Source organism: Cellulosimicrobium sp. SJTW-1 (assembly GCF_047716875.1).
GTDB lineage: Bacteria > Actinomycetota > Actinomycetes > Actinomycetales > Cellulomonadaceae > Cellulosimicrobium > Cellulosimicrobium funkei.
The window spans coordinates 2,474,316-2,496,037 of the sequence record NZ_CP136680.1 but is presented as its reverse complement, the minus strand read 5'-3'; the positions used below and the strand labels follow the sequence as shown (position 1 = coordinate 2,496,037).

Annotated in this window: 24 protein-coding genes; 13 read left to right on the top strand and 11 right to left on the bottom strand. The window is 74.6% G+C overall.

The window, feature by feature from the left end; translation table 11 throughout:
- Nucleotides 1-90 precede the first annotated feature (90 nt).
- Complete coding sequence (locus tag RSE42_RS11415) at nucleotides 91-447, top strand: hypothetical protein (protein ID WP_043658675.1); 357 nt, start codon at nucleotides 91-93, stop codon at nucleotides 445-447.
- Nucleotides 448-530: 83 nt separating this feature from the next.
- On the opposite strand, the gene RSE42_RS11410 is transcribed toward RSE42_RS11415, so the two are convergent.
- Nucleotides 531-2,036 carry a leucyl aminopeptidase gene (locus tag RSE42_RS11410; RefSeq protein ID WP_034652934.1) on the bottom strand — a complete coding sequence of 502 codons (1,506 nt, stop codon included), beginning with the start codon at nucleotides 2,034-2,036 and terminating at the stop codon, nucleotides 531-533.
- Between the two features lie 89 nt (nucleotides 2,037-2,125).
- Here RSE42_RS11410 and RSE42_RS11405 point away from each other — a divergent pair, with 89 nt between their 5' ends.
- From RSE42_RS11405 to RSE42_RS11390, 4 genes are read left to right on the top strand one after another with little or no spacing between them, the layout of a single operon-like run.
- Nucleotides 2,126-2,482 carry a hypothetical protein gene (locus tag RSE42_RS11405; protein WP_034652936.1) on the top strand — a complete coding sequence of 119 codons (357 nt, stop codon included), beginning with the start codon at nucleotides 2,126-2,128 and terminating at the stop codon, nucleotides 2,480-2,482.
- 16 nt (nucleotides 2,483-2,498) lie between these two features.
- Nucleotides 2,499-3,032 carry a hypothetical protein gene (locus tag RSE42_RS11400; protein ID WP_051028504.1) on the top strand — a complete coding sequence of 178 codons (534 nt, stop codon included), beginning with the start codon at nucleotides 2,499-2,501 and terminating at the stop codon, nucleotides 3,030-3,032.
- Complete coding sequence (locus RSE42_RS11395; RefSeq protein ID WP_051028503.1) at nucleotides 3,029-4,141, top strand: quinone-dependent dihydroorotate dehydrogenase; 1,113 nt, start codon at nucleotides 3,029-3,031, stop codon at nucleotides 4,139-4,141. Before RSE42_RS11400 ends, RSE42_RS11395 begins: the two co-directional genes overlap by 4 nt.
- Nucleotides 4,138-4,347 carry a hypothetical protein gene (locus RSE42_RS11390; protein WP_076405433.1) on the top strand — a complete coding sequence of 70 codons (210 nt, stop codon included), beginning with the start codon at nucleotides 4,138-4,140 and terminating at the stop codon, nucleotides 4,345-4,347. The genes RSE42_RS11395 and RSE42_RS11390 overlap by 4 nt, the downstream gene beginning before the upstream one ends.
- A 109-nt stretch (nucleotides 4,348-4,456) precedes the next feature.
- Here RSE42_RS11390 and RSE42_RS11385 read toward each other — a convergent pair whose 3' ends face one another.
- Nucleotides 4,457-5,968, bottom strand: coding sequence for a PLP-dependent aminotransferase family protein (locus RSE42_RS11385; protein ID WP_391515331.1), 1,512 nt, complete (start codon nucleotides 5,966-5,968; stop codon nucleotides 4,457-4,459).
- A 62-nt stretch (nucleotides 5,969-6,030) separates the two neighbouring features.
- On the opposite strand from RSE42_RS11385, the gene RSE42_RS11380 reads away from it, so the two are divergent.
- A complete protein-coding gene (locus tag RSE42_RS11380) occupies nucleotides 6,031-6,756 on the top strand; it encodes a YczE/YyaS/YitT family protein (protein ID WP_415296274.1) in 726 nt (241 codons plus the stop codon).
- Nucleotides 6,757-6,814: 58 nt separating this feature from the next.
- On the opposite strand, the gene RSE42_RS11375 is transcribed toward RSE42_RS11380, so the two are convergent.
- Entirely contained in the window at nucleotides 6,815-7,828 is a 1,014-nt protein-coding gene (locus RSE42_RS11375) for an aldo/keto reductase family protein (protein ID WP_415296273.1), read from the bottom strand.
- Between the two features lie 50 nt (nucleotides 7,829-7,878).
- Entirely contained in the window at nucleotides 7,879-8,472 is a 594-nt protein-coding gene (locus tag RSE42_RS11370) for a DUF3043 domain-containing protein (RefSeq protein WP_043658508.1), read from the bottom strand.
- 74 nt (nucleotides 8,473-8,546) lie between these two features.
- Here RSE42_RS11370 and RSE42_RS11365 point away from each other — a divergent pair, with 74 nt between their 5' ends.
- A complete protein-coding gene (locus tag RSE42_RS11365) occupies nucleotides 8,547-9,956 on the top strand; it encodes a dipeptidase (RefSeq protein ID WP_370512500.1) in 1,410 nt (469 codons plus the stop codon).
- Nucleotides 9,957-9,993: 37 nt separating this feature from the next.
- Here RSE42_RS11365 and RSE42_RS11360 read toward each other — a convergent pair whose 3' ends face one another.
- Together RSE42_RS11360 and RSE42_RS11355 are read right to left on the bottom strand one after the other, a co-directional pair.
- Nucleotides 9,994-10,833, bottom strand: coding sequence for a hypothetical protein (locus tag RSE42_RS11360; protein ID WP_391515339.1), 840 nt, complete (start codon nucleotides 10,831-10,833; stop codon nucleotides 9,994-9,996).
- 49 nt (nucleotides 10,834-10,882) lie between these two features.
- On the bottom strand, nucleotides 10,883-11,413 hold the full coding sequence (locus RSE42_RS11355) for an acyl-CoA thioesterase (protein WP_396051980.1): 531 nt from the start codon (nucleotides 11,411-11,413) through the stop codon (nucleotides 10,883-10,885).
- 93 nt (nucleotides 11,414-11,506) lie between these two features.
- On the opposite strand from RSE42_RS11355, the gene RSE42_RS11350 reads away from it, so the two are divergent.
- A complete protein-coding gene (locus RSE42_RS11350) occupies nucleotides 11,507-11,872 on the top strand; it encodes a DUF3817 domain-containing protein (RefSeq protein ID WP_241769880.1) in 366 nt (121 codons plus the stop codon).
- A 37-nt stretch (nucleotides 11,873-11,909) separates the two neighbouring features.
- On the opposite strand, the gene RSE42_RS11345 is transcribed toward RSE42_RS11350, so the two are convergent.
- Both RSE42_RS11345 and nadA read right to left on the bottom strand, forming a co-directional pair.
- Entirely contained in the window at nucleotides 11,910-12,509 is a 600-nt protein-coding gene (locus tag RSE42_RS11345) for a DJ-1/PfpI family protein (protein WP_391515344.1), read from the bottom strand.
- A 56-nt stretch (nucleotides 12,510-12,565) separates the two neighbouring features.
- Nucleotides 12,566-13,774, bottom strand: coding sequence for a quinolinate synthase NadA (gene nadA, locus RSE42_RS11340; protein WP_043658512.1), 1,209 nt, complete (start codon nucleotides 13,772-13,774; stop codon nucleotides 12,566-12,568).
- A 137-nt stretch (nucleotides 13,775-13,911) separates the two neighbouring features.
- Here nadA and RSE42_RS11335 point away from each other — a divergent pair, with 137 nt between their 5' ends.
- Complete coding sequence (locus RSE42_RS11335; protein WP_415296270.1) at nucleotides 13,912-15,129, top strand: glycerate kinase; 1,218 nt, start codon at nucleotides 13,912-13,914, stop codon at nucleotides 15,127-15,129.
- Between the two features lies 1 nt (nucleotide 15,130).
- Here RSE42_RS11335 and RSE42_RS11330 read toward each other — a convergent pair whose 3' ends face one another.
- Nucleotides 15,131-15,559, bottom strand: coding sequence for a VOC family protein (locus tag RSE42_RS11330; RefSeq protein WP_415296268.1), 429 nt, complete (start codon nucleotides 15,557-15,559; stop codon nucleotides 15,131-15,133).
- Between the two features lie 187 nt (nucleotides 15,560-15,746).
- Here RSE42_RS11330 and erpA point away from each other — a divergent pair, with 187 nt between their 5' ends.
- Nucleotides 15,747-16,097, top strand: coding sequence for an iron-sulfur cluster insertion protein ErpA (erpA, locus tag RSE42_RS11325; RefSeq protein WP_043658948.1), 351 nt, complete (start codon nucleotides 15,747-15,749; stop codon nucleotides 16,095-16,097).
- Between the two features lie 110 nt (nucleotides 16,098-16,207).
- Here the strand turns inward: erpA and RSE42_RS11320 are convergent, their stop codons facing one another.
- Complete coding sequence (locus tag RSE42_RS11320; protein ID WP_415296266.1) at nucleotides 16,208-16,504, bottom strand: sulfurtransferase TusA family protein; 297 nt, start codon at nucleotides 16,502-16,504, stop codon at nucleotides 16,208-16,210.
- The gene (locus RSE42_RS11315; protein WP_415296265.1) at nucleotides 16,501-17,646 is read right to left on the bottom strand and encodes a cysteine desulfurase family protein; all 1,146 of its coding nucleotides are present in this window, start codon (nucleotides 17,644-17,646) and stop codon (nucleotides 16,501-16,503) included. The genes RSE42_RS11320 and RSE42_RS11315 overlap by 4 nt, the downstream gene beginning before the upstream one ends.
- 401 nt (nucleotides 17,647-18,047) lie before the next feature.
- On the opposite strand from RSE42_RS11315, the gene coxB reads away from it, so the two are divergent.
- Genes coxB through RSE42_RS11300 form a run of 3 tightly spaced genes read left to right on the top strand, consistent with a single transcriptional unit; the run spans nucleotide 18,048 to nucleotide 21,186 of the window.
- On the top strand, nucleotides 18,048-18,968 hold the full coding sequence (coxB, locus tag RSE42_RS11310; protein WP_021482035.1) for a cytochrome c oxidase subunit II: 921 nt from the start codon (nucleotides 18,048-18,050) through the stop codon (nucleotides 18,966-18,968).
- Nucleotides 18,968-20,791, top strand: coding sequence for a cytochrome c oxidase subunit I (gene ctaD / locus RSE42_RS11305; protein WP_021482036.1), 1,824 nt, complete (start codon nucleotides 18,968-18,970; stop codon nucleotides 20,789-20,791). The genes coxB and ctaD overlap by 1 nt, the downstream gene beginning before the upstream one ends.
- A complete protein-coding gene (locus RSE42_RS11300; protein ID WP_415296263.1) occupies nucleotides 20,788-21,186 on the top strand; it encodes a cytochrome c oxidase subunit 4 in 399 nt (132 codons plus the stop codon). The genes ctaD and RSE42_RS11300 overlap by 4 nt, the downstream gene beginning before the upstream one ends.
- Nucleotides 21,187-21,722: the final 536 nt, after the last annotated feature.

The window sequence follows — 21,722 nt, the reverse complement described above, 5'->3', positions numbered from 1 at the left end:
GGCTCCCCAATCGAAACCTGGGCCGTACGGCTGTGACGATGGAGACAGCGTGCCCACCGTATGACCAGGGTCACGCTGTACCCTGCCGCTGTGCCCCGGCTGCCCAAGCTGTCCAGCCTGTTCTCCCGCCGTCCCGCGACGACCTCGTCGCCGGGCGGCGCCGCGGCCGCGCCGTCGGACGCCCGCCGCGCGACGCTCGCGCACCTGCAGGAGTTCGTGCGCACGCGCGTGGGCGTCGAGGCGTACGTCGAGCCGCCCACGCCGGACACGGGCGCGACGCTCCTGCTCATCGCGACGACGGGGGAGTGGACGCGACGGCGCGTCCCGGACGAGAAGACGGCGTTCGACGTCGCCGGCTCGCTGGGCGTGCCCGTCTACAACGTCCGCTTCACCGGGTACCCGCAGCGCATGCGGGACTGGAACTCGCGCCAGCGCAGGAGCTCCTGAGGGGCTGTCCGCCGGGCGAGCAGGCGGTCCTGGTCCGTCGGAGCGACCGGACGGACCAGGACCACCTGCTCGGCGGGGCTGGGTCAGCGGCGGGCGCGGCCCTCGACCAGGCCCAGCAGGGTGCGGACGGCGACGCCCGTGCCGCCGACCGGCGTGTACCCGTGCGCGGAGCCCTCGTTGAACGCGGGGCCGGCGATGTCGAGGTGGGCCCACGGGGTCTCGCCGACGAACTCCTGGAGGAACAGCCCGGCGACGAGCATCCCGCCGAACCGGTCGCCGATGTTGGCGAGGTCCGCGACCTTCGACTTCAGCGACGCGCCCAGCTCCTCGGGCAGCGGCATCGGCCAGAACTGCTCGCCCGCGGCGTCGGCCGCCGCGACGACCTCCGCGCGCACGTCGTCGGCGCCCATGACCGCCGAGACGCGGTTGCCGAGCGCGACCATCTGGGCGCCGGTGAGCGTCGCGACGTCGAGCACGACGTCGGGCTTCTCCTCGACCGCCGCGACGAGGCCGTCGGCCATGACGAGGCGGCCCTCGGCGTCGGTGTTGAGCACCTCGACCGTCTTGCCGCCCCGGATCGTGATGACGTCGGACGGGCGCTGCGCGGTGCCGGACGGCATGTTCTCCGCCAGGCACAGCCAGCCCGTGACCGCCACGGGCAGGCCCAGGCGCGCGGCGGCGACGACGGTCTGGAGCACCGCGGCGGCGCCGGCCATGTCGGACTTCATCGCCTCCATGCCCTTCGCGGGCTTGATGGAGATGCCGCCCGAGTCGAACGTGATGCCCTTGCCGACGAGCGCGACCTTCGCCGCAGGGCGCGACGGCGTGTAGGCGACCTTGACGAGGCGCGGCCCGCGCGCCGAGCCCTGGCCCACGCCGACCAGGCCGCCGTACCCGCCCGCGGCGAGCGCCTTGTCGTCGAGCACGGTGACCTTGAGGCCCTTGGCGCCGGACTCCTTGACGGCCTGCTTCGCGACGTCGGCGAACGCGGCCGGGTACAGGTCGTTCGGCGCCGCGTTGACGAGGTCGCGCGTCGCGTTCACGGCGGCGGCGACGACCGTCGCGCGCTCGACCGCGGCCTTCGCGGCGGCGCTGCGCGCGTTCGCCGCGAGGATCTCGACGGTCGCGGGCGGACGGCTCCCGGCCGACGTCGCGGCCTCGCCCGTGCGGTAGCGCGCGAACGTGTACGTGCCCAGGAGCGCGCCCTCGGCGACGGCGGCGAGCTGCGCGTCGTCCTCGACGGGCAGCGCGACGGCGACCGACGCGGTGCCGGCGAGCGCGCGCAGCGCGGCCCCTGCCGCACGGCGCAGCGCCTCGGCGCCGAACGTGCCGTCGGCCCGACGGGCGCCGAGGCCCACGAGCACGAGCACGCCCGCCTTGAGGTCGGGACCGGCGGGGACCTTGCGGACCTCGTCGGCGGCGCCCGTGATGCCGAGCGCGGGTGCGAGGTCCTCGAGGGCGGCGACCACCGGACGGGGCAGGTCGCCCCCGACGATCGCGACGCCGTCGGACGTCGTGTGGGTGCCGACGACGAGCGCGTCGACCTTGGCACCGGCGGGATTCTTGCTGGAGACGGTCAGTTCAGCCACCCCGCGATGCTATCCCCGGCCGCCCGCGGGGTCCGCCGGGCCTGTGGACGATTCCCGCGGCGCCCACCGCCCCCGGTACGCTCGGCGGCGTGGTCCTCCCCCTCCTGCTCCTCGTGGTCGCGGCGTGCGTCGCGCTCGCCGCCTGGGCGGTCGTGTTCGTCGCGCGCGACCGCGCGGTGATCCTGCGCCAGCTGTGGGGCGCCGCGGTGATCGAGGGGCTGATCCTCGTGCAGGCGGTCGTGCTCGGCGTGCTCGGCGCGACCGGGACGGCGCCCACCGACCCGGTCCTGCTGTGGGGCTACCTCGTGACCGCACTCGTCATTTTGCCCGTCGCCGCGCTGTGGGCGTTCGCGGAGCGCTCGCGCTGGAGCTCCGTCGTGCTCGCGGTCGCCGCGCTCACGGTCGCGTTCCTCGAGTGGCGGCTGTGGCAGATCTGGAACGCCTGACCTGGAGGCCCACGCCATGAGCGCACCTGCCGCCCCCGACGGGGCGGACCCGGCGGCGACGCCCGCAGCGGGCGGTCGCCCGGACCCACGGTCGGGGCAGCGCCGCACCAACGGCGGCTTCGGCCGGGTGCTCGTCGCCGTCTACGGGATCTTCGCGCTCGCCGCGACCGCCCGTGCGGGGGTCCAGCTCCTGCGCGACTGGCACGAGGCGCCGCTCGCCTACGCGCTGTCGGCGCTCGCGGCGGCGGTCTACGTCGTCGCGACGATCGCCCTCGCGCGGGGCGGCCGCGTCGCGCGCCGCGTCGCGTGGCTCGCCGTGGGCGTCGAGCTCGTCGGCGTCCTGACCGTCGGCGCGTTCTCGCTCGCCGACCCCGAGGCCTTCCCGCGCGCGACCGTCTGGTCGGGCTTCGGCCAGGGCTACGGCTACGTCCCGCTCGTGCTGCCGTTCGTCGGGCTCTGGTGGCTCTGGCGCACCCGGCCCGCCGCGCCCGGCGCGACCACCCCGCCCCCCACCACCCCCGCCACCGACGCCCCGGAGGACGCCGCATGACCCGCCGCCGACCGCTCCTCTACGGCCTCCTCTTCGACACCGTGTTCCGCCGGATGGACCCCGAGCGGGCGCACCACGTGGCGTTCGACCTCATCGGGTTCGCCGGGCGCGTGCCCGTGCTGCGCGACGTCGTCCAGGGGGCGCTCGCGCCCTACCTGGGCCGCGCGGCGGGGGGCCGGGGGAGCGTCGAGGTGCTCGGCAAGGTCTTCCCGGCGCCGTTCGGGCTCGCGGGCGGCTTCGACAAGGACGCCCGGGCGGTGCGCGGGCTGACGATGCTCGGCTTCGCGTTCGTCGAGATCGGCACCGTGACGGCGCACGCCCAGCCCGGCAACGAGCGGCCGCGCCTGTGGCGCGAGCTCGACGTCCAGGGCGTGCGCAACCGCATGGGGTTCAACAACGAGGGCGCCGCGGCGGCCGCGCGCCGGCTCGCGGCCCTGCGCTCGACGCGGGGCGGGCGTGCCGTGCTCGTCGGGGCGAACATCGGCAAGACGAAGGTCACGCCCGCCGAGGAGGCGGCCGCGGACTACGCGACGAGCGCGGGCCTGCTCGCGCCGTACGCGGACTACCTCGTGGTGAACGTGTCGTCCCCGAACACCCCGGGCCTGCGCGACCTCCAGGAGGTCGAGTCGCTGCGGCCGATCCTCGTGGCCGTGCGCGAGGCGGCCGACGCGGCCACGGCGGACGCGGGCGTCGGCCGGGTGCCGCTGCTCGTCAAGATCGCCCCGGACCTCGCGGACGAGGACGTCGACGCCGTCGCCGACCTCGTGGACGAGCTCGACCTCGACGGCGTCGTCGCCGTGAACACGACGATCGGGCACGACCGCGGGCCAGGCGGCCTCTCGGGCCCGCCCGTCCGCGCGCGGGGCCTGGCCGTCGTCGCGCGCCTGCGCGAGCGGCTCGGGCCGCAGCGCGCGATCATCGGCGTCGGGGGGATCACCACCGCGCACGACGCGCGCGACTACCTGCACGCGGGCGCGGACCTCGTGCAGGGGTACACCGGGTTCCTCTACCAGGGACCGCTGTGGGCGGCGCGGATCAACCGCTCGCTCGCGCGGCACCCCGAGCCCGGCGCGCACGTGCGGGGCGCCGACGCGAAGGAGGCACGATGATCCGGCCGCAGTGGGTCTGGGAGCTCGACGACGCCGAGGGGCGCGCGCTCGCCTCGCCGGTGAGCCCCGTCTTCACGACGCAGTACGACGCCGAGCAGTGGCTCGGCGAGACCTGGCGGAGCCTCGCCGCGGAGGGCGCTGCCGCCGCCCGGCTCCTGCACGACGGCAGCCAGGCGACGGCGACGGTGGAGCTGCGCGTCCCCTGACCGGGTCGCCCGCCTCCTGACCCGGACGCACGGCCGGCGGGTCCGCCCCTGGCGACGCGGGCGACGCGGGCGCGCGAGCCTGTCGCGCGCCGTCGTCCCGGGGGGACCGTCAGCCCGCGACCCGGGCCCACGCGGCGGCGAGCCGTGCCACGGCGTGCTCGAGCTGCTCGGGCGGTCGGGAGAACGTCAGGCGTAGCCGGTCGGCCGCGCTGCCGTCGGGCGTGAAGGTCGGGCCGGCGTTGACGAGCACGCCCTCGGCCGCCGCGGCGGCGGCGAGGGCCTGCGCGACCGGGGCGCCCAGGTCGACCCACAGCGAGAGACCGCCCTCGGGCACGTCCACGCGCCACTGCGGCAGCGCCCGGGCGAGCAGCCCGCACAGGAGGTCGCGCTGCGCGCGGAGCGTCCGACGGCGCTCGGCGAGCACCGCGGGGGCGTCGTCGAGCAGCTCGACGACGGTGAGCTGCTCCAGCACCGCGGTGGCGATGTCCGCCGACTGGCGCGTGCGCGCGAGACGCGCGACGAGGTCCGGGTGGGCGCGGACCCAGCCGACCCGCAGCCCGCCCCAGAACGACTTGGACGCCGAGCCGACCGTGACGACGTACGGCGAGGTGCCGTCGCCCGCGAGCGGCTCCACGACCGGACCGGTGGCGTCCGGGTCACCGTCGAGGTCGAGGTCGGTGAGCGTCTCGTCGCCGACCACGGTCACGCGGTGGCGCGCCGCGGCGTCGCGCACGCCCGCCCGCTCCTCGGGCGTGAGGGTGTAGGCGGTCGGGTTGTGGAAGTCGGGCACGAGGTAGACGAGCCGCGGCGCGACCTGGCGCAGCGTCGAGTCGAACAGGTCGACGTCGAACCCTGGCGCGTCGTGGTCGTGGCCGCCTCGCGCCCCGCGGTCGCCGCGCCCCACGGGGACGGGCACCAGCCGCGCGCCCGCCCGTCGCAGCGACTCCATCGCGTGGTAGTACGTGGGCGACTGCACGACGGCGCGGTCTCCCGCCCCGAGGAGGGTGTCGGCGAGCGTGGTGATGGCGTGCTGGGCACCCGTGGTGACGAGCACCTCGTCGGGCGTGGTGGGCGTGCCGCGGCGCGTGTGGTGGTCGGCGAGGGCCTCGCGGAGCACGCCGAGGCCGTACGGCTCGTAGCCGCCGCCGGACAGGTACTCGGGCAGCCGCTCCAGCGCGCGCGAGTAGGCCGCGTGCAGGCCGCTCGGGGCCGCGGAGGTCGCCTGTGACAGGTCGGCGAGGTCGATCGGCGCGGTGCGCGGCGCGGGCCCGGGCGGGGCGTCCCCGCCGGCCGCGCGGTCCGCGGGCCGGCGCGCGCTCGGGCGGGGCAGCACGACGACGGTCCCCGAGCCGGTGCGCGAGCGCGCGAACCCGAGCTCGCGCAGCCGCCCGTACGCGGCGGCGGTCGTGGTACGCGAGACGCCGAGGGCGACGGCGAGGTCGCGCTCCGACGGCAGGCGCGTGTGCGGCGCGAGGGTTCCCGCGAGGACGGCGGCCCGCAGCGCGTCGGCGAGGGCGGTGTACGCGGGGCCGCCCGCGTGCCACCGGCCGAGCAGCCGGGCGGCGGCAGCGGGGGACAGGTGGCGGTGGACGTCGACCGTCCCGGCCGGGGCGAGGCTCATGGGGCCACTCTCTCGCGATTGGCTATGGATGTCGATGCCACTCGGGGGTCAGGATGACCCCCATGAGCCCCACCCGTCGCACCGCCCAGCTCCTCCTCGGCCTGCTCGGCTACGCGCTGTCCATGGCGATGCTGATCCACGCGGGCCAGGGCGGGATGCCCTGGGACGTGCTGCACCAGGGCGTCGTCCGCCGCACGGGGCTCCCGTTCGGCGTCGTCGTCGGGTCGCTGAGCGTGCTGGCCCTGCTGGCCTGGATCCCGCTCCGGCAGCGGCCCGGGATCGGCACGGTCGCGAACGTCGTGGTCATCACGCTGACGATCGACCCGGCCATCGCGCTCGTCACGCGCCTCGTCCCCGACCCGGGCGTCGCCGCGAGCGTGGCCCTGGCCGTCGGGGGCATCGTGCTCAACGGCCTCGCGACGGCGGCCTACCTGGGCGTGCGGCTCGGCCCGGGACCGCGCGACGGGCTCATGACCGGCCTGGTGGCGCGCACCGGCTGGTCGGTGCGGCTCGTGCGGACCCTCCTCGAGGTCGTCGTCGTGACGCTGGGCTGGGCGCTCGGCGGCACGCTCGGCTGGGCGACGGTCGCCTACGCGCTCGCCGTCGGGCCGATCGTCCAGCTCACGGCGCGGTGGTTCGCGCCGCGCGGGCTCGTCGCCGCCGCGGCCCCCGAGGTGGCGGCGGACGTCGAGGGCGCCTGGGACGTCGAGACGATGTCACGGGAGCCCGTCCCCGCGACCGCAGGCCCCCGGCCGGGCGAGGGAGGCATGCCCGCGTCCGGCCGGTGAGGAGACGACGACGGCCCCGGCGTGCTGCCGGGGCCGTCGTCGCGTGCGGTGGCGTGCGTCAGGCGACGCGGCCCTGCGGGGCGTTCTCCGCCGTCTTGCCCGGGTCGCGCTCGACGGCACCCCCGAGGATCTCGTCGATGCGGGTCATGAGCTCGGCCGGGATCGTCACGCCCGACGCCTTGACGTTCTCCGCGACCTGCTCTGGGCGCGAGGCCCCGACGAGCGCCGCGGCGACGTTGTCGTTCTGGAGCACCCACGCGATCGCGAGCTGCGCCATGCTCAGGCCCAACTCGTCCGCGACGGGCCGGAGGTTCTGCACGCGCGTGAGCACGTCGTCGGTGAGGAAGCGCTGGATCATGCGCGCGCCGCCCTTGTCGTCGGTCGCGCGCGACCCCGCCGGCAGCGGCTCGCCGGGGAGGTACTTGCCGGACAGCACGCCCTGCGCCATGGGCGACCAGACGATCTGCGAGAGCCCGAGCTCGCGCGACGTCGGCACGACCTCGTCCTCGATGACGCGCCAGAGCATGGAGTACTGCGGCTGGGAGGAGATGAGCTGGAACCCGAGGTCCTGCGCGAGCGCGTGGCCCGCGCGGATCTGGTCCGCCGTCCACTCGGAGACGCCGATGTACAGGGCCTTGCCCTGGCGCACGATGTCGGCGAACGCCTGCATCGTCTCCTCGAGCGGCGTCTCGGTGTCGTACCGGTGCGCCTGGTAGAGGTCGACGTAGTCGGTGCCGAGCCGCTTCAGGGAGCCGTTGATCGACTCTATGACGTGCTTGCGCGACAGGCCGGTGTCGTTGGGGCCGCCGGGGCCGGTCGGCCAGTAGACCTTCGTGAAGATCTCGAGCGACTCGCGCCGCTGGCCCTTGAGGGCGTCGCCGAGCACCTGCTCGGCCTTCGTGTTGGCGTAGACGTCCGCGGTGTCGAACGTCGAGATGCCGGCGTCGAGGGCTGCGTGCACGCACGCCGTCGCGACGTCGTTCTCGACCTGGGAGCCGTGGGTGAGCCAGTTGCCGTAGGTGATCTCGGAGATCTTGAGACCCGAGTTGCCGAGGTAGCGGTAGGTGGGCATGGACCCAACCTAGCCGCGGGCCCGGCCGCTCGCGGGGCCGGGCGCCGTCGTCACTCGGGGTAGACGCCGTGCTTCTTGTGCGTGGGCTTGGGCAGGCGCGCGCGGCGGAGCTGGAACGCCCGCATGACCGCGTACATGACCGTGCCCTTGGGGATGTCGCCGAACTTCGCGAGGAGGCGCTTGCGCAGGCGCCGCCACATGATGAAGCCGTCGACGACGGTGAGCAGGACGATGACGTACAGCGTCATGACCGTGAGGAACGCGAGCTCCTGGTTCCGCGCCGTGAGGAACGAGAACACGATGAAGACGAGGGCGACGGGCAGGAAGAACTCGCCGAGGTTCCAGCGGGCGTCGACGTACTCGCGCACGTAGCGCTTGACCGGGCCCTTGTCGCGCGGCGGCAGGTAGCGCTCGTCGCCGGTCTGCATGGCCTGGTACTGACGGTCGCGCATCTCGCGCTGCTTCTCCCGCGCGGACTTCGCGGCGGCGCGGCGGTCGTTCGGCACGAGGGGACGCTTGTTCGCGGCCTCGGAGACCTTGCGCTTGGGGGTCGGGCGGCCCTTGCCGGCGCGCTCGATCTCGGCCGCCTCCTCGACGGGGTCGGGGGCGGCGGGGGTCGCGGCGGCCTTGTTGCGGGAGAACACCCCTCCAGGGTAGTCGAGCCGACGGGGTGCCTGGACGCGGGTCCGGGGCCGCACGGTGTCGTACCGTGCTGGTCGTGACGAACTCACCCGAACCCACCGCCCCCGCGCCCGGCACCGCCCTGGCGACCACGCTCCGCGAGACCGTCGCCCGGCTCTTCCCGGCGCTGCGCGCCGACCTGGAGTCGCTCGTGCGCGTGCCGAGCGTCTCGAACGCCGCGTTCGACCAGGCGCACGTCGCCGCCAGCGCCGACGCCGTGGCCGCGCTCCTGCGCGACGCCGGACTGCCCGAGGTCCAGGTGCTGCGCGCCCGGGCCGAGGACGGCACCGAGGGCGCGCCCGCCGTCGTCGCGCGCCGCCCGGCGCCCGACGGCGCCCCGACCGTGCTGCTGTACGCGCACCACGACGTCCAGCCCCCGGGCGACGCCGGCACGTGGGAGACCGACCCGTTCGAGCCGACCGAGCGCGACGGCCGTCTCTACGGCCGCGGCGCGGCCGACGACAAGGCGGGCGTCGTGGCCCACCTCGGCGCGCTGCGCGCCCTCCTGGAGATCGGCGACCTCCCCGTCGGGGTGACGGTGTTCGTCGAGGGCGAGGAGGAGATCGGCTCGCCGACGTTCCTGCCGTTCCTCACGCAGCACCGCGACCTGCTCGCGGCCGACGTCATCGTCGTCGCCGACTCCTCGAACTGGAAGATCGGCGTGCCTGCGCTCACGACGTCGCTGCGCGGGCTCGTGGACTGCGAGGTCGAGGTCGCGGTGCTCGACCACGCGGTGCACTCGGGCATGTTCGGCGGCCCCGTGCTCGACGCCGTGACGCTGCTCGCGCGGCTGATCACGACGCTGCACGACGACGCGGGCAACGTCGCCGTGCCCGGGCTCGCCACCGCGGACGAGCCGACCGTGGACTACGCCGAGGCCGACTTCCGCGCCGACTCCTCGCTCCTCGACGGCACGGTCCTCGCGGGCGAGGGCAGCATCGCCGGGCGGCTGTGGACCAAGCCGGCGATCGCCGTGATCGGGCTCGACGCGCCGAGCGTCGCGCACGCGTCGAACACCCTCACGCCCCGCGCGACCGCGAAGCTCTCGGTGCGGCTCGCGCCCGGCCAGGACCCGGCGGCCGCGATGGCGGCGCTGCGCACGCACCTCGAGTCGCACGCGCCGTTCGGCGCGCGCGTGACCGTGCGCGACGGCGAGCAGGGCAAGCCGTTCCTCGCCCCCGGCGACTCCGAGGCGATGCGCGCCGCGCGGTGGGCGTTCGCGACGTCGTGGGGCACCGACCCGGTCGACATCGGCATCGGCGGGTCGATCCCGTTCATCGCCGACCTGCTCGAGGTCTTCCCCGGCGCGGCGATCCTGGTCACGGGCGTCGAGGACCCGGACTCGCGCGCGCACGGCGCGAACGAGTCCGTCCACCTCGGCGAGCTGGAGAAGGTGGTGCTCGCCGAGGCGCTCCTGCTCGCGCGGCTCGGCGGCGCGGTCGCCTGACTCGCGACGTCTGGCTCCGCGCGGCGGCGTTCCCCGGTCAGCCGGGGAGCGTCGCCCGCACGTCGGCCGCCTCGGCGAGCGCGGGACCGACGGCGTCGCGCACCTCCGGGTCGAGGGTGCCTGCGAGCGCGTCGAGGTCGTCGAGGTACGTGCGCGCCGCGGCGGCGTCGTCCGTGCGCGCGGCGAGCTCGACGAGGTAGGCGAGGGCCCGCACCCGGTCGGCGGCGCCGACGTCCTCCCCGGCGCGCCGGAGCGCCCCTGCGAGGATCTTGCGGGCCTGGGCGGGGTTGCCGTGCGAGTCGGCCTGCACGACGGCGTCGTCCAGCGCCCGGGCGAGCCGTCCCTCGGGGCGTGCGGCGTAGGCGCCGGCGGAGGAGTCGCCCGCGGCGCCCGGAGAGGTGTCCGTGGCGGTGTCCGTAGAGGTGTCCGTGGAGGCGTCCGCAGCGGGGGAGCGGCGCATGACCCGGACCCAGTTGCCCGCCGGGTCGACGAGGCTGAAGCCGGTCGTGCCGCCCGCGTTCGCGCGCCGCCGTGGACGGGTGATGCGCGGGAAGCCGGTGAGCGGCAGCCGTCCGTAACGGGCGCGGAGCCCCGCGGCGAACGCCTCGAAGACCGGCGCCGTGTCGTCCACGACGACGATGCACGTGCTGTAGCTGTCCTGCGGCGCGAGCCCGTCGAGGCCGAAGTAGTGGATGTCGACGCCGCCGCGTCGCACCGCGAGGTAGGGGTTGGGTCGCAGCTGGCGGTAGGTGACGTCGAAGCCCAGCGCGGTCCAGAAGTCGCGCACCTCGTCGATGTCCCGGCAGGGCAGGGCCGGGACCATGGTCGCGTCGAACGGGTCGGCCGCTGGGTGGTCGTGCTCTCGGTCGGCGGTCACCGACCCATCGAAGCACCCGGCCCACGCCCGGTACAGGGCGCCCCGGGTGTCAGCCGCGGTGCGCGACGTCGACCGCCCGGGCCCACCGGGCGACGTCCTCCGGGAGCTCGGGGGCGGCGACGTCGCCGCCCAGGAGCCCGACGACGTCGGGCGCGGCGATCCGGTCGCCCGACCCGCGCGCGAGGAAGCGCCCGGCGACGAGGCCGCGCGCGCAGAGGTCCCCGCGACGCGTGAACACCTGCTCGAGGTACACGACGCGCTCGTCCCACCCGAGCACGCGCGTCGTGATCTCGAAGCGGTCCCCGAGCTGCAGGGAGCGGCGGTACTTCATGGTCGACGCCGCGACGACGGGGTACCAGCCCTTGTCCTTGAGCAGGGGGAACCCGCCGAGGTCGGCGATGAAGTTGCTGCGCGCGACGTCCATCATCTGGAGATACGTCCCGTTGTTCACGTGCAGGTAGAAGTCGAGGTCGCCCGGGCGCACGCGCATGCGGGTGACGGACGGCTCGAGGACGCCGCGGCCCGGCACGGCCTTGCGCGGCATCGTGCTGGCGACGAGGAGCTGGATCTGGCGGGTCACCGGGGCAGGCTACTACCCCGCACCAGCGGTATCGGGTATCCGGCACCGACGGCGAGGGACGCCCCTCCAGGTCGGTGTGCGAGGATGCGCGCCGTGACGACGACGAGCCCCGCCCCTCGCCCCACCGCCACCGCCGACACCGGGTCGCCCGCCCCGCACCCGTGGCAGGTCCGCGCGTTCCGCGCGGTCGCGATCGCCGAGGCGTTCTCCTGGGCCGGCCTGCTCGTCGGCATGTACCTCAAGTGGGTCGCCGGGACGACCGAGCGCGGCGTGGAGATCTTCGGGCCCGTCCACGGGGCGCTCGTGCTCGTGTACGTCGCGCTCGCCGTGCTCGTCGCCGTGCGCGTCCGCTGGTCGCTCTGGACGACCTTCCTCGCGCTCGCCGCGACCGTCCCGCCGTTCTGCACCGTCCTCTTCGACGTCTGGGCGCACCGCACCGGCCGCTACGCGCGCCGCTGACCGCTCGGGTCGGCTGACCCCAGACCGGGCTGACCGCTCAGACCGGCGGGTCGGGGTCGTACTGGATCCCGCGCCGCACGGCGCGTGCGACGTCGTCGCTCTCCAGGCGCGCGACGAGGTGCAGCGCCATGTCGATCCCCGCGGAGACGCCGGCGGACGTGACGACGTCGCCGTCGTCGACGTAGCGCGCCTCCGTGTCGACCACGACGCTCGGGTCGATCCGCGCGAGCTCGTCGTAGTGCGCCCAGTGCGTCGTCGCGGGCCGGCCCGCGAGGAGCCCCGCCGCGGCGAGGACGAGCGAGCCCGTGCAGACGCTCGCGATCACCGGGGTGCGCGCCCGCATCGCGCGCAGCCACTCGAGGTGCACGCGGTCGGCGAGCAGCGGGCGCGTCCCGCGACCGCCGGGGTACACGAGCAGGTGGAGGGGGCCGACGTCGTCCGCCGAGCGGTCGGGGAGCAGCCGGAGGCCCTTCGCGAGCCGCACGCCGCCGCCGTCCCACGAGAACGTCGACACCTGGGGCTTGAGCACCGAGTGCTCGGCCCAGGCCGACAGCACCTCGAACGGCCCGGCGACGTCGAGCTCCTCGGCCTCGTCGAAGACGAAGATCCCGACGTTCGTCCCGTTGCCCGTTCCCATGGCCACCTCCGCGCGCCCCCGCGTCCCGAGGGCCTCGACCGCTCCTGCCCGCGCGCCTAGAGGCCGGGCAGGGCGAGCATCTGGTCGAGCGCGACGCGCGCCCAGTGCGCGTCGTCGGCGTCCACGACGATCCGGTTCACCACGCGACCGGCGACCAGCGACTCCATCGCCCACACGAGGTGCGGCAGGTCGATCCGGTTCATCGTCGAGCAGAAGCACACCGTCGAGTCGAGGTAGTGCACCTGCTTGTCCGGGTGCGCCCGCGCGACGCGGCGCACGAGGTTGAGCTCGGTCCCGATCGCCCACGCCGAGCCCGGCTCGGCGGCGTCGAGCATCTTGATGATGTACTCCGTCGACCCGACGAAGTCCGCCGCCGTGACGACCTCGTGCTTGCACTCGGGGTGCACCAGCACGTTGACGTCCGGGACGGCCGCGCGGACGTCGTCGACGTTCTTCGCCGAGAACCGCCCGTGGACCGAGCAGTGCCCGCGCCACAGGATCATGCGCGCGTCGCGCAGCTCGGCGTCGGTGAGGCCGCCGTTCGGCTTGCGCGGGTCGAACACGACGCAGTCGTCGAGCGACATCGCGAGCTTCAGCACCGCGGTGTTGCGCCCCAGGTGCTGGTCGGGGAGGAACAGGACCTTGCCCGTGCCGTCCACGCCGCCCACCTGGTCGAACGCCCAGCGCAGCGCGACCTCCGCGTTCGACGACGTGCACACCGTGCCGCCGTGGCGCCCCGTGAAGGCCTTGATCGCGGCCGAGGAGTTCATGTAGGTCACGGGGATCGTCGAGTCGGCGATGCCGACCTCCTGCAGCACGTCCCACGCGTCCTCGACCTGGTCGATGGCGGCCATGTCCGCCATCGAGCAGCCCGCCGCGAGGTCCGGCAGCACGACCTGCTGCGCGTCGGAGGTGAGGATGTCCGCGCTCTCGGCCATGAAGTGCACGCCGCAGAACAGGATGAACTCCGCCTCGGGGCGGGCGGCCGCCTCGCGCGCGAGCTTGAAGGAGTCGCCCGTGACGTCGGCGAAGTCGATGACCTCGTCGCGCTGGTAGTGGTGGCCCAGGACGAACGCCCGCTCGCCCAGCGCGGCGCGCGCCGCGCGGGCGCGCTCGACCAGGTCGGGGTCGCTCGGCGCGGGCAGGTCGCCCACGCACTCGACGCCCCGCTCGGACGCGAGGTCGCGGCCCTGCCCCAGCAGGAGCAGGGCGGACGGGCTGGGCTCGACGAAACCGCCCGGGCGTGCGGTGCTCGGACCGCCCACGGACGACAACAAGGTGCTCCCGGTGCTCACGGGACCATCGTCGCACAGCGACGCGGAGACGGAGAGGGTCCTCCCACCGCGGATCGGCGCGCCGAGCGCGACCCGCCGGACCGCGCCCGGGCTGGCACAATCCGGGCATGCGCGTGCTGCTCACCGGGTCCGCCGTCCCGCCCCCGCCCGACGGCGCGTGGCCGGGCCGCGACGTCGTGCCGACTGCCGCCGGACCGAGCCTCGCCGACGTCGCCTCGTGGTGGTCCGCGCACGGCGCCGTGGACACCGTGCCCCTCGCGGCATCGGGGCCCGCGTTCCTCGACGCCCTCGCCCCCGTCGCGCCCGAGGTCCTCGCGGGCGTCGTGCCGGGCCCGGGCGGCGCGGAGGTCCCGGTCGCCGTCCGACGGCGCGCGTCCTCGCCGCACGAGGGCGCGCAGGCCCGGACCGTCGTCGTCGACGTGTCCCAGGTCCCGGCCACCGGGGAGGCCGTCGTCGTCGACGCCGACGGCACGTCGACGACGGTGCCCGCCCGCTCGTCGACCGCCGTCGGGCACCTGCTCGCGCTCGCGGTCGACGCCGCTCGGGCGGGGACGGATCCCGGCCGGGTCGTGCTCGCGACCGGGGGCAGCACGAGCCACGACGGGGGCCTCGGGGCGCTCCTCGCGCTCGCGGGCGAGCCGCCGTCGGCCGGGGGTGCGTCGGACCTCGAGCCCGCCCGGCTGGCGGACGTCGTGCGCGCCGCCCGCGCCGCGCTGGGCGGTACCGACCTCGTGGCGGCCGTCGCGTCGGACGTCCCGCTCCTCGGTCTGCACGGCGCGAGCGCGACCCTCGACGCGCGCGGTGTCGACCCGCTGGTGGCCCAGCACCTCGAGCGCGCGCTCGGCGCGGTCGCGCACGACGTCGCCGCCGCCGTCGACCGCGCGGACGCGGGCGGGCCGGGGGAGCGCGGGATCCTCGGGCGCGACCTGCTCGCGGGCGCGACGGCGGGCCGCCGCCTCGCCGGGCTGCCGGGGGCGGGCAGCGGGGGAGGGCTGGGCTTCGCCGTCGCGGCGCTGGGCGGCAGGCTCGTGCCCGCGCTGCGGGTCGTGGCGGACGACGTCGGGCTCGACGCGCGGCTCGCGGCCGCGGACGTCGTCGTCGTGCTCGCGGACGAGCTCGGCGCGCACGAGCTCGGCGAGGGGACCGTCCGCGAGGTGTCCGGCCGGGCGGCGCGGCACGCGCTCCCGGTGGTGGTCGTCGCGCGCGCGGTCGTCGCGGGCCGCCGCGAGCAGGCGGCCGCAGGGCTCAGCGGCGCGTACGCGTGGGGTGACGGCGACCCGCGCGACCTCGTGGAGCGCGTCGCGCGCACGTGGTCGCGCGGCTGAGTCAGCCGAGCTCCACGTCGCCGTCCGCGCGCACGGACCACGCGGGGTTGTGCGCGATCTCCCACACGAGGTCGTTCGGGTCGGCGACGTGGGCGTGGAAGACGCCCCCGAACTCACCCTCCTGCGGCTCCTTGCGGACGGTCCCGCCCGCGGCGACCATCGCGTCCACCAGCTCGACGACGGCGTCGCGCGACCCGACGTTGTGCGACAGGGTCACACCCGTGGTCGCGGCCGGCGCCCCGGCCGAACCGGCGTCGCGCGCGAAGCTCGCCGCGTCGAAGAAGCCGAGGAGCTGGCCGGCCGCGGACCGGTAGAACACGATCTCGCCCGGCACGTCGAGCCGAGGCTCCCAGCCGAGCGCGCCGTAGAAGCGTCGGGCCGCGCCGAGGTCTCGCGTCGCGACCGTCACGAAGTGCACCGCCTGGTCCATGGGTCCTCCGTCGTCACCCTCGCGCCCCGTGCGGCGAGGCCCGTTCGACCCTAGTCCCGCGCGGGGTCGTAGACTCGGGAACACCACCGGCACGTGTGGTGTTGAGGACCTGACGGGATCTCTCTCGAGAGATCCGAGAAGCCGGCCACCACCGGGGCAGCACTGCCCCCGACAGCGCGGAGACGAGATGAGCGAGACCACCGACATTGCCACGCACGGCGTCAACCTGACCGACGAGGCCGCGGACAAGGTCCGCACGCTCCTCGAGCAGGAGGGTCGCGACGACCTGCGCCTGCGGGTCGCGGTGCAGCCCGGCGGCTGCTCCGGCCTGATCTACCAGCTCTACTTCGACGAGCGCGTGCTCGACGGCGACGCGCTGCGCGACTACGACGGCGTCGAGGTCGTGGTCGACAAGATGAGCGTCCCGTACCTCGAGGGTGCGACGATCGACTTCGCCGACACGATCGAGAAGCAGGGCTTCACGATCGACAACCCCAACGCGGGCAGCGCCTGCGCCTGCGGCGGCTCCTTCAGCTGAGCCGTCCGGCGTGCCGCGCGCACGCCACCGGACCGCACGAGCCCGGTCACCCGTCCGCGGGTGGCCGGGCTCGCGTCGTCCGCGGGTCGGGCCGCCCAGCTCGGGCGGGGTCAGCCGCCGATCTCGACGGTGATCGCCCAGGCCTCGGCCTCTCCCTGACCGGGGAGCTGCTCCTCGCCCACGACCGTGTGCCCGCGCATCCGCGCCCACGCGGGGACGTCGAGGCGCGCGGCCGGGTCGGTCGACCACACGGTGAGCCGAGCGCCCGGTGCGAGGTCGCGCGCCGCCGCGGCGAGCCGGATCACGGGGAGCGGGCAGCGCAGCCCGCGCGCGTCGACCACGTCGCCGGCCGCGCCCGCGTCGCCGGACGCGCCGGACGCCGGCAAGGGCGGGGGAGCGCCGGTCACAGACCCTGCACCCCCAGCGCCGCGCGCACGCGGGCGACGGCGTCCGGCAGGGCGGCGAGCAGCCGCTCGACGTCGTCCTCCGTCGTCGAGCGGTCCAGGGCGACGCGCACGTTGCCGTGCGTGAGCACGCCCATCGCCGCGAGGACGTGCGAGGGCTCGAGCGAGCTCGACGTGCACGCCGACCCGGAGCCGACGGCGACGCCCTCGCGGTCCAGGTCGGTGAGCAGCGCCTCGCCGTCCACGTAGAGGAACGAGAAGGTCGCGACGTGGGGGAGCCGGTCGACCGGGTCGCCGACCACCTCGACGTCGGGGATCTGCGCGACCCGTGCCCGCACGCGGTCGACGAGCGCCCGACGCCGCGCGTCCTCCGCGTCCCGGTCGGCCAGCACCGCCTGCAGCGACACGGCCGCGGCGAACGCCGCCGGGACGGACACCCCGCCGGGTGCCCACGGGTCCGCGTCCTCGGGGAACGGGCTGCGCCGTCGGACGCGGGAACGCACCGCGAGGACACCGATGCCCGGACCGCCGCCCCAGTCCGCCGGGTCGGCGGCGAGCGCGTCCCAGGTCTCGGGGACGACGTCGTGCCCGAGCGTGGCCCCCGCGTCCACGAGCAGCGGGACCCCCGCCCGCCGCGCCGCCTCGTGCACGGCCGCGACCGGCTGACGCGTCCCCACCTCGCCGTTGGCGGCCTGGAGCGCGGCGAGCGCCACGCCCGGGCGACCGACGGCGTCGGTCATCTCCGCGGCGTCGACGCGGCCGGACCCGTCCACCCCGACGACTTCCCGCTCCAGGCCACCGTGCTCGGCGGCGTGCAGGACGGCGGCACGCTCGACGGCGCCGACGACGACCCGTCGCCCCGCGCGGTGACGCGCGCCGGCGAGCGCGGCGACGGCCGTGTGGAGGGACGCGGTGTGGTTGGCGGTGAAGACGACATCCTCCGTGCGCGCGCCGAGCGCGGCGGCGACGGCCTCGCGGGCGCCGTCGAGCAGGGCCGCGGCACGCCTGCCCTCCGCGTGCAGACGTCGGGGGTCGGCCCAGCCGTCGTCGAGCGCGCGGTCGAAGGCCTCGCGCGCGAGCGGGTGCCAGGGGGCGTGCCCCCCGTTGTCGAGCAGGACCCGGCGATCGGGGGTGGTGTGTGTCACATGGCCTCCAGGGCGCGGGCGGGGCCGTCGTGGAGCGAAGGACGGCCGGGCTGAGACGGCCCGAGCGGGCGCGGGGCGCCGGTCGGGGTCCGGCGCACGGCGTCGGATCGTTGCGCTCGCGCGCCCCGCGACGAGGTGCCTCCGGGAGTCCGAAGGTCCTACCGGCACGCTACCGTGCTGCTCGGTGGGCCGACGGTGTGGCAAGGATCTGACAGACTCGGGACGGGTGTGGCGAACCCGCCCCTGACCGGCCACGACGTGTGCCGCATCTCGCCCGTCCGCAGCGCGTTCCGGGCCACGAAGGGCGGAATCCCGCGCTAGGCTTCGTGTGTCGAGGACGAAGGTCCTGTGCTGGGCTCGTAAAGACGGGCACGGGCAGGACGTGACGTGAAAGGCCCCCCTTGCACTCGCAACCCCCTAGCCGCACACGGCGCACCATCCTGCGGGCGACGGCCCTCGCCGTCGCCGTCGCCGCGGTGGCGTCCGGCTGCGCCACCGACACCGTCCAGCGCGGGTTCCTGCCCGGTTACGAGGACGGGGAGGTGACCAACCAGACCGCCCGGATCACGTCGCTGTGGACCGGCTCCTGGATCGCGGCCCTCATCGTCGGCGTGATCACGTGGGGCCTGATGCTGTGGTGCGTCGCCGCGTACCGCAAGCGCAAGGACGACCACCAGCTCCCCGTGCAGACGCGCTACCACCTGCCGCTCGAGATCATGTACACGGCCGTGCCGATCCTCATGGTCCTCGTCCTCTTCTTCTACACGGACCGCGACATGAGCGCGATCGTGGACAAGGACGTCGAGTCCGACCTCACGGTCCAGGTCATCGGCAAGCAGTGGAGCTGGGACTTCAACTACGTGGACGACGACGTCTACGAGACGGGCCAGCACCTGGCGGACGTCGGCGACACCATGACCGACGACGCGACGATCGACGGAGCCCCGGGCACGGCGGCGGCGCTGCCGACGCTCTACCTGCCCGTCGGTGAGTCGGTGCGGTTCGAGCTGCAGTCGCGCGACGTCATCCACTCCTTCTGGATCCCCGCGTTCCTCTACAAGCTCGACATGATCCCGCACCGGACGAACGAGTTCGTGGTCACCCCGGAGCGCGAGGGCGTCTACGCCGGCAAGTGCGCCGAGCTCTGCGGCGAGCACCACTCCGGCATGCTGTTCAACGTCGAGGTCGTCGACCGCGCGGAGTACGACGCGCAGATGGAGGCGCTCCGCGAGAAGGGCCAGGAGGGTCAGATCCCGGTGGAGGGCTTCAGCCGTCTCCAGGACCCGAACCCTGTCACCGCTACCACGGAGGGTGAGAACTGATGGTCGCGCAGGCCGAAGTCATCCCCGGTCTCGCGCCGCGGCGTCAGACCCTCGGGCGGACCGTGATCAAGTGGGTCACGTCCACCGACCACAAGACGATCGGGTACATGTACCTGATCACGTCGTTCATCTTCTTCTGCATCGGCGGCCTCATGGCCCTCGTGATCCGTGCGGAGCTCTTCGAGCCCGGCATCCAGATCGTGCAGAGCAAGGAGCAGTACAACCAGCTCTTCACGATGCACGGCACGATCATGCTGCTGCTGTTCGCGACCCCGCTCTTCGCCGGGTTCGCGAACGTGATCATGCCGCTGCAGATCGGTGCGCCGGACGTCGCGTTCCCGCGACTGAACATGTTCGCGTACTGGCTCTACCTCTTCGGCGGTCTCATCGCCTCGGCCGGCTTCTTCACGCCGCAGGGCGCCGCCTCGTTCGGTTGGTTCGCGTACGCGCCGTTGTCGAACACGACGTTCAGTCCAGGGCTCGGGGGAGACCTCTGGGTGTTCGGGCTCGCGCTCGCCGGCTTCGGCACGATCCTCGGTGCGGTCAACTTCATCACGACGATCATCACGATGCGCGCGCCCGGCATGACGATGTTCCGCATGCCGATCTTCACGTGGAACACGCTCATCACGAGCCTCCTCGTGCTCATGGCGTTCCCGCCCCTGGCCGCCGCGCTCTTCGCACTCGGTGCCGACCGGCGCCTCGGCGCCCAGATCTTCAACCCCGAGAACGGGGGCGCCATCCTGTGGCAGCACCTGTTCTGGTTCTTCGGGCACCCGGAGGTCTACATCATCGCGCTGCCGTTCTTCGGCATCGTGTCCGAGATCTTCCCGGTCTTCGCCCGCAAGCCGATCTTCGGCTACAAGGGCCTCGTCTACGCGACGATCGCGATCGCGGCGCTGTCCGTCACCGTGTGGGCCCACCACATGTACGTGACCGGCGCGGTCCTCCTGCCGTTCTTCGCCTTCATGACGATGCTCATCGCCGTGCCGACCGGCGTGAAGTTCTTCAACTGGATCGGGACCCTCTGGCGAGGGAAGCTGACGTTCGAGACACCGATGCTGTGGTCGATCGGGTTCCTCGTGACCTTCCTCTTCGGCGGTCTCACGGGCGTCATCCTGTCCAGCCCGGCGCTCGACTTCCACCTGTCCGACTCGTACTTCGTGGTGGCGCACTTCCACTACGTCGTGTTCGGCACCGTGGTGTTCGCGATGTTCGCCGGCTTCTACTTCTGGTGGCCCAAGTTCACCGGGCGCATGCTCAACGAGCGCCTTGGCAAGGTCCACTTCTGGCTGCTCTTCATCGGCTTCCACATGACGTTCCTCATCCAGCACTGGCTGGGCGTCGAGGGCATGCCGCGCCGCTACGCGGACTACGCGCCGTCCGACGGCTTCACGTGGGAGAACCAGGTCTCGACGGTCGGGGCGTTCATCCTCGCCGCGTCGACGCTGCCGTTCCTCTGGAACGTCTACACGACCTGGCGCAACGCGCCCAAGGTCCAGGTCGACGACCCGTGGGGCTACGGCCGCTCGCTCGAGTGGGCCACGTCCTGCCCGCCGCCGCGGCACAACTTCACGTCGCTGCCGCGCATCCGCTCCGAGTCGCCCGCGTTCGACCTGCACCACCCCGAGGTCGCGGCGATGGACCACGCGGAGCCGAACCCCAACGTCCTGGAGAAGGTCTACGGGGAGGCCGACCGCCGCGGTGAGAAGAGCGTCGCGCTCGACCGCCTCGGCGACAAGCAGGCAGGCAGCGACTCGACGTCGACGATCATCATCGACGAGCCGCGCACGGGTGACACGGACGAGGAGGCCGGCAAGTGAAGGTCGAGTACAAGCTGTTCATCTTCCTGGCGCCCTTCTTCGCGCTCATCGGCGTGGTGTATGGGCTCTGGAGCGGCTGGGAGCCCGTCGGCAGCGCCGCGCTCCTCCTGACCGCAGGTCTGTCGGGCATGATCGGCGCCTACCTGGCGCTCACCGCCAAGCGGATCGACGCGCGGCCCGAGGACGACCCGGACGGCCTCATCGAGCAGGGTGCCGGCGACCAGGGCGTGTACGCCCCGTGGAGCTGGTGGCCGCTCGCGATCGCGGCGTCGGCTGCGATCGTCTTCCTGGGCCTCGCGGTCGGCTGGTGGCTGGTCTACGTGGGGATCGCGATGAGCGCGGTCGCCCTCGTCGGCTGGGTCTTCGAGTTCTCCCGCGGCCAGCACGCGCACTGACGCACCTCTTCCGGACGGCCCGATCCCCTCGCGGGGGTCGGGCCGTCCTGCTGTCTGCGGAGGGTCGTGGGGCGCGCCCATGGGGTCGAAGGCACGTGTGTGTGAGTGCCGGAGCCGTTCCTTGTGGCGCGCTCCGGCAGCGTGGTGGCGTTCTACGCCGGGCTGGTGCCCACGCCGGGGCTGGAGCGGCGCAGGGCGGCGCAGGAGCACCCACGCCTGGGCTGGAGCCGCGCAGGGCGGCGCAGAAGCACCCAAGTCAGGCTGGCAGCGTGCACGTCGGGGCGGGAGCGTCCACGCCGGGGCGGGAGCGCCCACGCAGGGCGGGAGCGCCCACGCAGGGCGAGAGCGACTACGCCGGTGCGGGAGCGCCCGTGCCGGGGTGGCCTCGCGCCAGGGTGGCCTCCCGCCGGGCGCAGGTGGGAAGCCGTCACGACGGCGCTCCGGGCACGGACCGGGTCGCTCTCCGCGTGGCTGGGGCATGTTCGTCCAGACATTCAGCGCGGGACGGTGCGTGGTGCGTGGTGCGTGGTGGGCGG

Bases quoted from the DNA above. Each gene is read 5' to 3' on its own strand.
- RSE42_RS11345 (WP_391515344.1), bottom strand. From the start codon at position 12,509: ATGGGAACGGGCAACGGGACGAACGTCGGGATCTTCGTCTTCGACGAG.
- RSE42_RS11380 (WP_415296274.1), top strand. From the start codon at position 6,031: ATGAGCCCCACCCGTCGCACCGCCCAGCTCCTCCTCGGCCTGCTCGGC.
- ctaD (WP_021482036.1), top strand. From the start codon at position 18,968: ATGGTCGCGCAGGCCGAAGTCATCCCCGGTCTCGCGCCGCGGCGTCAG.
- RSE42_RS11400 (WP_051028504.1), top strand. From the start codon at position 2,499: ATGAGCGCACCTGCCGCCCCCGACGGGGCGGACCCGGCGGCGACGCCC.
- RSE42_RS11375 (WP_415296273.1), bottom strand. From the start codon at position 7,828: ATGCCCACCTACCGCTACCTCGGCAACTCGGGTCTCAAGATCTCCGAG.
- RSE42_RS11330 (WP_415296268.1), bottom strand. From the start codon at position 15,559: ATGGACCAGGCGGTGCACTTCGTGACGGTCGCGACGCGAGACCTCGGC.
- RSE42_RS11385 (WP_391515331.1), bottom strand. From the start codon at position 5,968: ATGAGCCTCGCCCCGGCCGGGACGGTCGACGTCCACCGCCACCTGTCC.
- RSE42_RS11390 (WP_076405433.1), top strand. From the start codon at position 4,138: ATGATCCGGCCGCAGTGGGTCTGGGAGCTCGACGACGCCGAGGGGCGC.
- RSE42_RS11395 (WP_051028503.1), top strand. From the start codon at position 3,029: ATGACCCGCCGCCGACCGCTCCTCTACGGCCTCCTCTTCGACACCGTG.
- RSE42_RS11335 (WP_415296270.1), top strand. From the start codon at position 13,912: ATGCGCGTGCTGCTCACCGGGTCCGCCGTCCCGCCCCCGCCCGACGGC.
- erpA (WP_043658948.1), top strand. From the start codon at position 15,747: ATGAGCGAGACCACCGACATTGCCACGCACGGCGTCAACCTGACCGAC.